Source organism: Pseudomonas sp. Z3-8 (assembly GCF_051131975.1).
Taxonomy (GTDB): Bacteria; Pseudomonadota; Gammaproteobacteria; order Pseudomonadales; family Pseudomonadaceae; genus Aquipseudomonas.
The window spans coordinates 752,027-765,000 of record NZ_CP071643.1 but is presented as its reverse complement, the minus strand read 5'-3'; the positions used below and the strand labels follow the sequence as shown (position 1 = coordinate 765,000).

Annotated in this window: 13 protein-coding genes and 1 rRNA gene (1 of these 14 cut by a window edge); 8 read left to right on the top strand and 6 right to left on the bottom strand. The window is 57.4% G+C overall.

The annotated features are described in order from the left end of the window. A 16S ribosomal RNA gene (locus J3P94_RS03530) occupies positions 1-686 on the bottom strand (it extends 853 nt beyond the left edge of the window). Positions 687-1,246: 560 nt separating this feature from the next. Continuing rightward, positions 1,247-2,446, bottom strand: a complete 1,200-nt coding sequence (tyrS, locus tag J3P94_RS03525; RefSeq protein WP_434571463.1) for a tyrosine--tRNA ligase — start codon at positions 2,444-2,446, stop codon at positions 1,247-1,249. Positions 2,447-2,657: 211 nt separating this feature from the next. Between tyrS and J3P94_RS03520 the strand changes: the two genes are divergently transcribed. Then, positions 2,658-4,076, top strand: coding sequence for a peptidoglycan DD-metalloendopeptidase family protein (locus tag J3P94_RS03520; protein WP_434574080.1), 1,419 nt, complete (start codon positions 2,658-2,660; stop codon positions 4,074-4,076). A gap of 3 nt (positions 4,077-4,079) precedes the next feature. Beyond that, on the top strand, positions 4,080-5,171 hold the full coding sequence (locus J3P94_RS03515; protein WP_434571461.1) for an anhydro-N-acetylmuramic acid kinase: 1,092 nt from the start codon (positions 4,080-4,082) through the stop codon (positions 5,169-5,171). 67 nt (positions 5,172-5,238) lie between these two features. Here J3P94_RS03515 and erpA read toward each other — a convergent pair whose 3' ends face one another. Together erpA and argC are read right to left on the bottom strand one after the other, a co-directional pair. Then, the gene (gene erpA, locus J3P94_RS03510; protein ID WP_434571459.1) at positions 5,239-5,589 is read right to left on the bottom strand and encodes an iron-sulfur cluster insertion protein ErpA; all 351 of its coding nucleotides are present in this window, start codon (positions 5,587-5,589) and stop codon (positions 5,239-5,241) included. Positions 5,590-5,739: 150 nt separating this feature from the next. Then, positions 5,740-6,774, bottom strand: a complete 1,035-nt coding sequence (gene argC, locus J3P94_RS03505) for an N-acetyl-gamma-glutamyl-phosphate reductase (RefSeq protein WP_305498436.1) — start codon at positions 6,772-6,774, stop codon at positions 5,740-5,742. 134 nt (positions 6,775-6,908) lie between these two features. Between argC and hemJ the strand changes: the two genes are divergently transcribed. From hemJ to coq7, 6 genes are all read left to right on the top strand, one after another. Further along, positions 6,909-7,340, top strand: coding sequence for a protoporphyrinogen oxidase HemJ (gene hemJ / locus J3P94_RS03500; RefSeq protein WP_305498435.1), 432 nt, complete (start codon positions 6,909-6,911; stop codon positions 7,338-7,340). 34 nt (positions 7,341-7,374) lie between these two features. Beyond that, positions 7,375-8,343, top strand: a complete 969-nt coding sequence (locus J3P94_RS03495; RefSeq protein ID WP_434571456.1) for an NAD(P)H-dependent flavin oxidoreductase — start codon at positions 7,375-7,377, stop codon at positions 8,341-8,343. Between the two features lie 39 nt (positions 8,344-8,382). Continuing rightward, entirely contained in the window at positions 8,383-9,339 is a 957-nt protein-coding gene (locus J3P94_RS03490) for a DUF805 domain-containing protein (protein ID WP_434571454.1), read from the top strand. A gap of 62 nt (positions 9,340-9,401) precedes the next feature. Beyond that, positions 9,402-10,187, top strand: a complete 786-nt coding sequence (locus tag J3P94_RS03485; protein ID WP_434571452.1) for an SDR family NAD(P)-dependent oxidoreductase — start codon at positions 9,402-9,404, stop codon at positions 10,185-10,187. Between the two features lie 79 nt (positions 10,188-10,266). Then, the gene (locus tag J3P94_RS03480; RefSeq protein WP_305498431.1) at positions 10,267-10,605 is read left to right on the top strand and encodes a histidine triad nucleotide-binding protein; all 339 of its coding nucleotides are present in this window, start codon (positions 10,267-10,269) and stop codon (positions 10,603-10,605) included. 75 nt (positions 10,606-10,680) lie between these two features. Continuing rightward, complete coding sequence (gene coq7, locus J3P94_RS03475) at positions 10,681-11,328, top strand: 2-polyprenyl-3-methyl-6-methoxy-1,4-benzoquinone monooxygenase (RefSeq protein ID WP_434571450.1); 648 nt, start codon at positions 10,681-10,683, stop codon at positions 11,326-11,328. 99 nt (positions 11,329-11,427) lie between these two features. Here the strand turns inward: coq7 and speD are convergent, their stop codons facing one another. Continuing rightward, the gene (speD, locus tag J3P94_RS03470) at positions 11,428-12,222 is read right to left on the bottom strand and encodes an adenosylmethionine decarboxylase (protein WP_434571448.1); all 795 of its coding nucleotides are present in this window, start codon (positions 12,220-12,222) and stop codon (positions 11,428-11,430) included. Positions 12,223-12,461: 239 nt separating this feature from the next. Then, positions 12,462-12,884 carry an OsmC family protein gene (locus tag J3P94_RS03465; RefSeq protein WP_015097046.1) on the bottom strand — a complete coding sequence of 141 codons (423 nt, stop codon included), beginning with the start codon at positions 12,882-12,884 and terminating at the stop codon, positions 12,462-12,464. Positions 12,885-12,974: the final 90 nt, after the last annotated feature.

The following is a 12,974-nucleotide window of genomic DNA, read 5'->3' as shown; positions in this document are numbered from 1 at the left end:
CGCTACACAGGAAATTCCACCACCCTCTACCATACTCTAGCTCGACAGTTTTGAATGCAGTTCCCAGGTTGAGCCCGGGGATTTCACATCCAACTTAACGAACCACCTACGCGCGCTTTACGCCCAGTAATTCCGATTAACGCTTGCACCCTCTGTATTACCGCGGCTGCTGGCACAGAGTTAGCCGGTGCTTATTCTGTCGGTAACGTCAAAACAATTACGTATTAGGTAACTGCCCTTCCTCCCAACTTAAAGTGCTTTACAATCCGAAGACCTTCTTCACACACGCGGCATGGCTGGATCAGGCTTTCGCCCATTGTCCAATATTCCCCACTGCTGCCTCCCGTAGGAGTCTGGACCGTGTCTCAGTTCCAGTGTGACTGATCATCCTCTCAGACCAGTTACGGATCGTCGCCTTGGTGAGCCATTACCTCACCAACTAGCTAATCCGACCTAGGCTCATCTGATAGCGCAAGGCCCGAAGGTCCCCTGCTTTCTCCCGTAGGACGTATGCGGTATTAGCGTCCGTTTCCGAGCGTTATCCCCCACTACCAGGCAGATTCCTAGGCATTACTCACCCGTCCGCCGCTCGCCACCAGGTACAAGTACCCGTGCTGCCGCTCGACTTGCATGTGTTAGGCCTGCCGCCAGCGTTCAATCTGAGCCATGATCAAACTCTTCAGTTCAAACATCTTTGGGTTTTGAGAAAACCCTAAACTTGGCTCAGCAATCGTTGGTTACATCTTTGATTTCTCGCGGAGTAACTTGTGATGCTGATAATCTGTTGACTAGCAGTCTGACTCCACAAGCACCCACACGAATTGCTTGATTCAGTTGTTAAAGAGCGGTGGGTTGAGCCTTTCGTCTCAACCGAGGCGCGCATTCTACAGCGCCCCGTGTATCTGTCAAGCGGTTATTTTAAGAAGTTTTCAAAGTTTCGCTTGGAAATCCTTAACAACTTCAACCACTTGCGCCTCCGATCTCTCGTTAGCGGGAGGCGAATTCTACAGCGTTAGTCGCTGCTGTCAACACCTCTTTTTTACCGCTTTCGACCGAGAGGATCGAACCGTCGGCAGAACCCATCAAACCGGCCTGCCCACTTCTTCCGTGCTTCGATGATCTGAAGCCGCACACTTTCGAAACCTACTTAACTCGTTGAATCTCAAGGAGTTTTCCGTTTCGACTGCGCCGGAAGTGGGGCGAATTATAGACATCCAGAATTTGCCGTCAACCGTTATTTTCAGCTTTATTCGGATTTGAGCGTAATACGTGCGAAAGCCTTCTTGCCGGCCTGACACACATGAGTGGAGCCCAGCTTATATATATAGGTGCGATCCACGACCTCACCATCTATACGCACGCCACCCGAACCCAAGAGGTCTCGCGCCACCGCAGCATTCTTGACCAAGCCCGCCTTATTCAGAACCGCCGCAATCGGCATATCCTCGGCAGCAGTCAATTCGATCTCCGGCAGGTCATCCGGCAGTTCGCCATCCTTCATGCGATTGCCCGCCGCGCGATGAGCGTTGGCCGCAGCCTCTTCCCCGTGGAAACGAGCAACGATCTCTTCGGCCAGCTTGATCTTGATGTCACGCGGATTAGCGCCCGCCTCCACATCAGCTCGGAAAGCATTGATCTCATCCATGGAGCGGAAGCTCAACAACTCGAAATAACGCCACATCAGCACATCAGGAATGGAAACCAACTTGCCGTACATGACGCCCGGCGCCTCCTGGATCCCGACGTAGTTGCCCAGCGACTTGGACATCTTCTTCACACCATCCAGACCTTCCAGCAATGGCATGGTCAGGATGCACTGAGCTTCTTGCCCATAGCCGCGCTGCAGCTCACGCCCCATCAGCAGGTTGAACTTCTGATCGGTACCACCAAGCTCGACGTCCGCCCGCAATGCGACCGAGTCATAACCCTGCACAAGCGGATAGAGGAACTCATGGATGGCGATTGGCTGATTGGTTGTATAACGCTTGTCGAAATCATCGCGCTCGAGCATGCGAGCTACGGTGTATTGGGAAGTCAGGCGTATGAAATCCGCTGGCCCCATCTGATCCATCCAGGTGGAGTTGAAAGCCACTTCGGTCTTGGCCGGGTCAAGAATCTTGAAGACCTGATTCTTGTAGGTCTCGGCGTTGTCGAGAACCTGCTCACGAGTCAGCGGAGGACGGGTGGCACTTTTGCCGCTCGGGTCACCGATCATGCCGGTGAAGTCGCCTATAAGGAAGATAACCTGATGCCCCAGGTCCTGGAACTGACGCAGCTTATTAATAAGCACGGTATGCCCCAGGTGCAGGTCGGGCGCCGTCGGATCGAAACCGGCCTTGATACGCAGCGGCTGCCCGCGCTTGAGCTTTTCGATCAGCTCGGACTCGACCAACAGTTCTTCCGCACCACGTTTGATCAGCGCTAGCTGCTCTTCAACCGACTTCATAACAGACCCGCAAGGCTCAGATTCAAAGGGCCCCAACCATACAAGATCGCGCACCAAATACAAGGTTTGCCAGGTGCACGAACGCCAATCCCATAGACAGAGCGTTCGCGGGCTTGCTTCGCAGGGGTTTTGGTTATATTTTATACAGTTATTTCATCTTCATCATGTCATTCATCTTTTCCAATTCATCTTTTCAAAAGTCAAATTACCTATGACCACCGAACCGTCTAAAGCGCCGCCGCTTTACCCAAAGACCCACCTGCTCGCCGCAAGTGGTATCGCCGCCCTCCTTAGCCTGGCGCTCCTGGTATTTCCTTCCAGCGATGTTGAAGCCAAAAAGACGACTCTGAGTCTTGAACTGGAAAGTCCCGCTGAACAACTCACACAAGAACAAGACGCCGCCGAAGCCGTTCAAGCCACAAACGAACCGGCCGCCTCGCCTTTTGCCCAGATTGAAGAAAGCGCGGAAGACGCTGCAAACGCCACTGCACAGGTAGAAGCACCTGTTGCAGAAGAGAAGAAAGGACCGGACCACCGTGAAGTGATTGTTGCCAAGGGCGACACACTCTCCACCCTCTTCGAAAAGGTGGGCCTGCCCTCAACCTCAGTCCATGAAATCCTGGCCAGCGACAAGCAAGCCAAACAGTTCACTCAACTGCAACGTGGCCAGAAACTCGAATTCGAACTCAATCCAGACGGGCAGCTGACCAACCTGCACACCAAGCTGAGCGATCTGGAAAGCATCACCCTGACCAAAAACGAAAAGGGTTATGTATTCAACCGCGTCACCACCAAACCTACCGTGCGCTCCGCCTATGTTCACGGCGTTATCAATAGTTCGCTGTCCCAGTCGGCCGCCCGCGCCGGCCTTTCCCACAGCCTGACCATGGACATGGCCAGCGTGTTTGGTTATGACATCGACTTCGCGCAGGATATTCGCCAGGGCGACGAGTTCGACGTCATCTACGAACAGAAAGTGGTCAATGGGAAAAGCGTCGGCAACGGACCGATCCTTTCCGCGCGCTTCACCAACCGCGGCAAGACCTATACGGCGGTGCGCTACACCAACAAGCAGGGCAACAGCAGCTACTACACCGCTGACGGCAACAGCATGCGCAAGGCGTTTATCCGTACTCCAGTCGACTTCGCCCGCATCAGCTCCAGGTTTTCTGCAGGCCGCAAGCATCCTATCCTGAACAAGATCCGCGCCCACAAAGGCGTCGACTACGCAGCTCCGCGCGGCACGCCCATCAAGGCTGCCGGCGATGGCAAGGTACTGCTGGCCGGCCGTCGTGGCGGTTATGGCAATACCGTGATCATCCAGCACGGCAACACCTACCGCACGCTGTACGGCCACATGCAAGGTTTCGCCAAAGGCGTGAAGACCGGCGGCTCCGTCAAGCAAGGCCAGGTTATTGGCTACATCGGCACGACTGGCCTGTCCACCGGCCCGCACTTGCACTATGAATTCCAGGTCAACGGCGTTCACGTCGATCCGCTCGGCCAGAAACTGCCGATGGCCGATCCGATTGCGAAATCCGAGCGCACCCGTTTCCTGGCTCAGAGCCAGCCTCTGATGGCTCGCATGGATCAAGAGAAAGCCACCCTGCTAGCTTCGAGCAAGCGCTAAGCCATGGCGCTCTATATCGGTGTGATGTCCGGGACCAGCCTGGATGGCCTGGATATCGCGCTGATCGAACTGGCCCCGGCGATCAAATTGATCGCCACGCATTACATACCCATGCCCACGCCCCTGCGCACCGAGTTGCTTGCACTGTGCAGCAGTGGGCCCGATGAGATCGCCCGCTCCGCCATCGCCCAGCAGAACTGGGTAAAGCTGGCCGCGCAGGGCATCCATACCTTACTCGACGAACAGAAGCTCAAGCCTGAAGACGTCACCGCGGTTGGCAGCCACGGCCAAACCATTCGCCATGAACCGGCCCGCGGATTTACCGTGCAGATCGGTAACCCGGCACTCTTGAGCGAATTGACCGGCATCACCGTTGTCAGCGATTTCCGCAGCCGTGATGTCGCCGCCGGAGGACAGGGGGCGCCTCTGGTTCCGGCATTTCACGAAGCACTGTTCGAAGAACGAGTCGGTCCTCGTGCAGTACTGAATGTCGGCGGCTTCAGCAATCTCAGCCTGATAGAGCTGGCAAAACCCGTATCAGGTTTCGATTGCGGCCCAGGCAACGTATTGCTCGATGCCTGGATATACCAGGAGCGAGGCGAGCCTTTTGATCGTGACGGCCAATGGGCAGCCAGCGGAAAAGTAGAGCCGACTTTGCTCACGACGTTGCTTGGAGACCCCTTCTTTGTAACCAAAGGCCCGAAAAGTACCGGACGAGAAGTATTCAACCTGTCCTGGCTGACCCGTCATCTATCGCAATTGCCAGCCTTCGCCCCTGAAGATGTGCAGGCGACACTACTTGAACTGACTGCCCTGACCATCGTCGAATCACTACAGCATGCCCAGCCGAACACGCAGGAGTTGCTGGTCTGCGGCGGTGGCGCACACAACCAGACACTCATGAAGCGCCTGGCCGACTTGCTACCAGCTACCAGAGTCAGCAGTACGGCAGCGTACGGCGTGGACCCGGATTGGGTTGAAGCCATGGCCTTTGCCTGGCTCGCCCATTGCTGTCTTGAGGGTATTCCAGGAAACCGTCCAAGTGTCACTGGTGCCCGTGGCCCGCGCGTACTCGGCGCTATTTATCCGGCCTGAGATCAATAATCGCGGACAAAAAAAAGCCGCAGGGCCGTAAGGCTCTGCGGCGTTTTTATTGAAGCGATCAGATCGAAAACGAAGAACCGCACCCACAAGTTGTGGTGGCGTTAGGATTCTTGATCACGAAGCGCGATCCTTCCAGGCCTTCCTGATAATCCACCTCGGCACCCGCCAGGTACTGGAAGCTCATCGGATCGACCACCAGGCTGACGCCTTCGCGCTCGACGATGGTGTCATCCTCGGCCACTTCCTCATCGAAAGTGAAGCCGTACTGAAAACCTGAACAACCGCCGCCCGTCACGAACACGCGCAGCTTCAAACGATCATTGCCCTCTTCATCGACCAGGCTCTTCACCTTGTGCGCGGCACCGTGGGTGAATTGCAAAGCCGAGGGAGTGAAGGTTTCGACGCTCATGCTGAATATCTCCCGGCGCTTACGCCGCCATAATGCGTGATGGCGGGCATTATCCGCTTCTCCGACAAAATTGGTCAACTATTTGCGCAGCAGCTGTAAGCCGCAAGCTATAAGCCACAGGCTCATAGCTTACAGCCTGCATCTGATAATTTAAGGCAGCATCCCCGCGTGGGACAGGCCCAGCCGCTCATCCAGCCCAAAGAGGATGTTGAGGTTCTGTACCGCCTGGCCGGAAGCGCCCTTGACCAAGTTGTCGATTACCGACAGGACCACGACCAGGTCGCCATCCTGGGGGCGATGCACAGCGATCCGGCATACGTTCGCGCCGCGGACACTGCGGGTTTCCGGATGGCTGCCAGCCGGCATCACGTCGACAAACGGCTCATCGGCATAACGCTTCTCGAACAGCGCCTGCAGATCCACGGAGCGATCGGTCACGGTGGCGTAGAGGGTGGAATGGATACCACGGATCATGGGCGTCAGGTGCGGCACGAAAGTCAGGCCGACGTCCTTGCCTGCCGCGCGACGCAACCCTTGGCGAATCTCCGGCAAATGACGATGCCCCTTGACCGCGTAAGCCTTCATGCTCTCCGATGTTTCGGAGTACAACGAGCCAACGCTGGCACCTCGACCGGCGCCGCTGACGCCCGACTTGCAGTCGGCGATCAAGCGCGACGCATCGGCGAGACCGGCCTCCAGCAAAGGCAGAAATCCCAACTGCGTCGCGGTCGGGTAGCAACCCGGCACCGCGATCAGCCGTGCCTGCCTGATTTTTTCACGATTGACTTCCGGCAAGCCGTAGACCGCCTCGTCCAGCAGTTCCGGTGCGCCATGGGGCTGACCGTACCACTTGGCCCATTCGTCTGCGTCCTGCAGACGGAAGTCTGCCGACAGGTCAATGACCTTGGTACCCGCGGCCAGCAGCTCACCCGCCAAAGCGTGGGCGACACCATGGGGGGTGGCGAAAAACACCACATCGCAGGCCCCAAGGGTCTTGACGTCAGGGACGCTGAACGCCAGGCCGTCGTAATGGCCACGCAAGTTCGGATACATGTCGGCGACGGCCAGGCCGGCCTCGGATCGGGAGGTAATGACCACCACCTCAGCTTGCGGATGCTGTGCCAACAGACGCAGCAGTTCGACACCGGTGTAACCCGTGCCGCCGACGATACCGACCTTGACCATGAACCTGCCCTCAACGAACCACTGGAAAGCCGTCGATGATAGGGCGCCCGCAGCGCTGCGACAACCGCCAAGGTGACGTGTGGCCGCGCTAACCTCTACTATCGAGGCTACCGTGAACCTGGGAATAATCAAAAATGCTCTATCTATGGCTCAAAGCGCTTCACATTGTCAGCATGGTCTGCTGGTTTGCCGGCCTGTTCTACCTGCCTAGACTGTTCGTCTACCACGCTCAAAGCGAAGACAGCGTCAGCAAGGAACGCTTCTCCATCATGGAACGCAAGTTGTATCGCGGCATCATGGGCCCGGCGATGATCGCCACGCTGGTGTTCGGCATCGGCTTGCTCAGCCTCAATGCCAGCGCCTATTTCACCCAAGGCGGCTGGATGCACGCAAAGCTGACTCTGGTCGTCTTGCTGATCGGCTATCACCATATGTGCGGTGCCCAGGTTAAGCGCTTCGCCCGTGGCGAAAACACCCGCAGTCATGTCTTTTATCGCTGGTTCAATGAAGTGCCGGTCGTGATATTGCTGGCTATTGTAATTCTGGTCGTGGTCCGGCCGTTCTAACTCCAACCGCATCCACTGATCAGAGGGACCTCCGATGTCGCTGCCCGCTCTGCTTGAACAACGTCTGCGGCTGCCTGTCGTGGTCGCACCGATGTTCCTCATTTCCAATCCGCAGCTGGTACTGGCCTGCTGCCGCAACGGTGTCGTCGGGAGTTTCCCGGCGTTGAACCAACGTGAAAGCAGCGGCTTCAAGGCGTGGCTGGAGGAAATCGAAGCGGGCTTGGCGACCCTGGAAAAGCCGGCGCCCTACGCAGTCAATCTGATCGTCCATCACAGCAACCCGCGACTCCAGGCCGACCTGGCAATCTGTATCGAGCACAAGGTGCCGATCGTCATCACCAGCCTGGGGGCGGTGAAGGAATTGGTGGACGCGGTTCATGGCTATGGCGGCCTGGTATTCCACGACGTGACCACTCGCCGCCATGCCGAAAAAGCCGCCGAAGCGGGCGTCGACGGTTTGATCGCCGTTGCGGCCGGTGCGGGTGGGCACGCAGGAACCTGGAGCCCATTCGCACTGATTGCTGAAATCCGGCAGTTCTTCGATAAAACCCTGTTGCTTGCAGGATGCCTTAACCACGGCCATCAGATTCTGGCTGCGCAATTGCTTGGCGCGGATCTGGCCTACTTCGGAACGCGTTTTATCGGCACAACGGAAAGTCACGCGTCCGACGCTTATAAAGAGATGTTGCTCACATCCAGAGCCGCGGACATCGTGCATACTCCCGCAGTGTCCGGGGTGCCGGCCAGTTTCATGCGTCAGAGCCTGGAAAGTGCCGGCTTCGACCTGGCTGCTCTGCAAGGCAAGGGCGTGGCGGATGCGGGGGCGAAACTCAAACCGCTCAATGATGAAGCCAAGGCCTGGAAGACCGTATGGTCCGCCGGCCAGGGTGTAGGTGACATCAATGATTTGCCCGGTGTCGATCAATTGATCGCACGCCTGGATGAAGAATACCGGCAGGCGCAAGCCCTAGCGACACAACTTGGCGGCCATTGGCCGCGCTGAACCCACAATAAACCAACCAGAAAGACAAGGATGCCAGGCATGAGCGAAAACCGTTTCAACATCGTATTCGACGGGGCCCTGCTGCCAGGCGTAGATACCACTACCGCCAAGCTCAACCTCGCCGAACTGTTCAAAAGTGATGTGAGCGCCATTGAACGACTGTTCAGCGGTCGCAAGGTGTCCCTCAAGAACAACCTGTCCCAGAATGAAGCGCAACAGTACCTGGACGCGCTTCATAAAAGCGGCATCGATGCACGAATCGAAGCCGAACCGTCCATCCAGCTCAATCTCGGCGAAATCCAGGAGCAGCCGGGCGGCCGCCAGCCGGACTCCGTGATCGATCCTGTTTCTCCATATGCGCCTCCACGGGCAGCAGTGGGTGAAACGTTCGCCGAGTACGGCACGCTCAAACCCTTCAGCTTCGAGGGACGTATCGGACGCCTGCGCTACCTGGCCTGGACCATGGTCCTGACCCTGGCCATGCTGCCGTTGGTAGGCCTGGGCTTCTGGGTCGCCACGAACTGGCTGCTCGCTTCCGACTCGATAGCAGGGTTGGTCGTCGGTGGTCTGATCGCTGTAGTCGTCGTGCTTGCCTTCGCGTTCGTGAGCATCCAGTTCAACGTCCAGCGTCTGCATGATCTCGGCTGGTCGGGGTGGTTGTGGCTGATCAACCTCGTGCCATTCGTGGGCAGCATCTTCCCGTTCATTCTCATCATCGCCCCAGGCAATACCGGCGCCAACCAGTACGGCCCACCACCGCCGCGCAATACCACGGCGGTCAAGCTGCTGGCGTCGCTTTGGCTGGTGATGATCGTCCTGATTTTCGTGGCCACCTTCGCCGGCATCTTCGGTGCTCTCCAGGAGGACTTCGATAGCGGTGCCTCGAGCAGCTACGAAAGCAGCGAGTACAGTGACCAGACCAGCGAAGAACCGGCCGTTGATGCAGCCGAGCCCGCCTCGCCTTCTGTAGACTACGAAGAAGAAGAGGAACAATAGGCCCGCTTCATGCCAGTGACAGCCCAGTCCACTGGCGGCGGGCTGTTGCGATGGAGAACTGCATGACCCGTTACGCCCTGATCACTGGCGCTTCCAGCGGAATCGGCCTGGCCCTGGCTGAAGCACTGGCCCGGCGCGGGCGCAACCTGATACTCGTGGCGCGACAGCGCGATCGACTGGAAAGTATTGCGATCGAACTGACCCAGCGATTTGGCGTGGAAGTATTGTTCCGGGCTTGCGACCTGAGCGAGCCCTTGCGGCTTTCAGGTTTCCTGCTGGAACTGGAAGAAGGCGAACGCCAGATCGACCTGCTGGTCAACTGCGCCGGCATCGGCACCTTCGGCCCGTTCCTGGGCCAGGACTGGATGACCGAGCAGGACCTCATCGAAGTGAATATCCTGGCCCTGACCCGCCTCTGTCACGCCGTAGGCAACAGCATGGCGCTGCATGGAGGCGGCCAGATCCTGAACGTCGCGTCGATTGCCGCGTTCCAGCCGGGCCCCTGGATGAGCACCTACCACGCCAGCAAGGCGTACGTATTGCATTTTTCCGAAGCCTTGCGAATCGAGCTGAAGAAATGTGCGATCAAAGTCTCGGTACTTTGCCCTGGCCCGACCCGCACCGGTTTTTTCGCCGAGTGGCAACGGGACGAGAAGCCCAGCGACGATAAGAAGCTGATGAGCCCTGAAGAGGTTGCGCTGTACGCTGTCCGCGCGCTGGACAGGGACCGGGCCATTATCATTCCCGGACGCCGCAATCGCTGGATCGCCGCCCTGCCCCGACTCGGGCCGCGCTGGCTGGTGCGAATTCTCAGCGGCATGTCCAATAAAGCCTACTGTCCACGCTAGATTTGCGGATGGTTAACCCGGGCTTGCCAACCGAGCCTTTAATACACTCGACCTCAAACAACCCAACGGAGCAGCAGCCGTGGACACTCTGTTTACCAAGATCATCAACCGGGAAATTCCGGCCAGGATCATTTATGAAGACGATCAGGTTCTGGCTTTTCACGACATCGCCCCCCAGGCTCCAGTGCATTTCCTGGTGATTCCGAAAAAACCGATCCGCACCCTCAATGACCTGACCGAGGAAGACAAAGGGTTGGCCGGACATATCCTGTTTACCGCCCAGCGCCTGGCGCTTGAACTGGGCTGTGAGGAAGGCTTCCGCGTGGTGATGAACTGCAATGAACTTGGCGGGCAGACCGTCTATCACATTCATATGCACGTGCTGGGGCAGCGCCAGATGAACTGGCCACCGGGTTGATACCGCTGACCCAGCGCAAATCTTCAGCGGCCGATTGGGTTAAACTGGCTGCCGTGATTTTTTCCGGAGGTAAGCATGACTACCCAACGTCACTACTCGCCCATTGACCGCCTGCTGCTGCAAGCCGATACCGCGATGCGCACGCTGCTGCCCTTCAGCGGCCAGCCGTACCGTCCGTCGCCGGCAATCGTGCAGCCGGACGTACAGATGAGTGACGAAGAGACTCGCCATGTCGCGGGCCTGATGCGCATCAACCATACCGGTGAGGTTTGCGCCCAGGCTCTGTACCAGGGCCAGGCGCTGACGGCGAGATTGCCGCAGGTACGCGAGGCGATGGAGCATGCCGCCGAAGAAGAAGTCGACCACTTGGTCTGGTGCGAGCAGCGCATTCGCCAATTAGGTAGCCATACCAGCGTCCTGAATCCGTTGTTCTACGGGATGTCATTCGGCATCGGCGCGGTGGCCGGGCTGATCAGCGACAAGGTCAGCCTGGGCTTCGTCGCGGCAACCGAACATCAAGTGTGCAAGCATCTGAATGAGCACCTGGAGCAGTTGCCGGCCGAAGATGAAAAGTCCCGGGCGATTCTTGAACAGATGCGCAAGGATGAAGAACAGCATGCCGAAAGCGCTCTCGATGCGGGGGGGGTTCGTTTCCCGGCTCCGGTGAAATTCGGCATGAGCTTGTTGGCGAAGGTCATGACCAAGAGCACCTATCGGATCTGACCGCGATACGGAGCCTGTCCCACAGACATATCGGGTTTCCCAAAACTGAAAAAGGCGACTACCGCACAGGTAGTCGCCTTTTTTTTGTAGCCTTGACCTTCAGCGCGGCATGTTGCGCGCGTAGAAAATCTCAAGCATCTCGTGCTTCACACGCTCCTCCACCTGGCCACGCTGCTCAACGGACAGGTTGCTGGTGGCATCACCGAACAGGTAGTTGTCCAGCTCGAAGTCCTTGAGCAGCATCTTGGTGTGGAACAGGTTTTCCTGGTACACGTTCACGTCGGTCATCTGGTACGCGTCGCGCGTGTCTTCGGAGAGATAGTTCTGGATCGAATTGATCTCGTGATCAATGAAGTGCTTGTGGCCCTCCACATCCCGTGTGAAGCCACGCACACGGTAATCCACGGTCACGATGTCGGAATCGAATTGATGAATCAGGAAATTGAGCGCCTTGAGCGGTGAAATGACGCCACAGGTCGACACATCAATGTCCACTCGGAACGTTGCGATACCGTCCACCGGATGGATCTCCGGATAGGTATGTACCGTGATGTGGCTCTTGTCGAGGTGGGCCAGGATAATTTCAGGCAACGGGCCCGGGGACTCTTCGATCTGGCTTTCGGTCGGTGTCACCGGCTCTTCCGAGATCAGAATGGTCACGCTGGCGCCTTGGGGTTCATAGTCCTGACTGGCGATGTTCAGGATGTTGGCACCAATGATATCGACAACTTCCGTGAGGATCTGCGTGAGGCGCTTGGCGTTGTACTCTTTATTGATGTACTCGACGTAGGCCTGCTGGTCTTGCGGGGTTTCCGCATAGCAGATGTCATAGATGTTGAAGCTCAAGGTCTTTGTCAGGTTATTGAACCCATGGAGCTTGAGTTTGCTTTTCACCGTTTGAAAACTCTCTGTGTATTGCGGCCCGGCCGCGTGATCAAGCATGCCCGTCAGATGCGAACGACGCACCTGCGTAGGACGGTTAACACCTCTTCGCGATGGCGATTTTGGTTGTCTGTCCAGGCAATGGATCAGCCCGCGAGCCGATCATTGCCCTGAAAAAAGTGGCGCATTATGCAGATGTCGGCTTCTGACCGCCAGAGCTTGCACTGCATTTGTGATGGTTGGATGTCGATTCAACCCAACTCGATGATTTCATAATCGTGAGTGATTTCAACACCGGCGGCACCGAGCATGATCGAGGCCGAGCAGTATTTCTCGGCGGACAGCTCAATGGCGCGCTTGACCTGGGCTTCCTTCAGTCCACGGCCTTTGACCACGAAGTGCATGTGGATCCTGGTAAACACTTTCGGATCCTCTGTCGCGCGCTCGGCTTCAAGAAACGCTTCGCAACTTTCGACGGCCTGGCGTGACTTCTTGAGAATGCTGACCACATCGAAGTTGCTGCAGCCGCCGACACCGAGCAAGAGCATTTCCATTGGCCGGACACCCAGGTTACGACCGCCGGCATCCGGTGGGCCGTCCATGACGACCACATGACCACTGCCTGATTCACCGAGGAACATGGCTTCGCCAGCCCATTGGATGCGTGCCTTCATCGCCAAGACTCCACTGTTCAAAAAAAGGGGGCGCCAGCTTAGCACAGCGCCCGTTGATGGCAGCGGGATGCCTGATGCCTCTTACGCCAG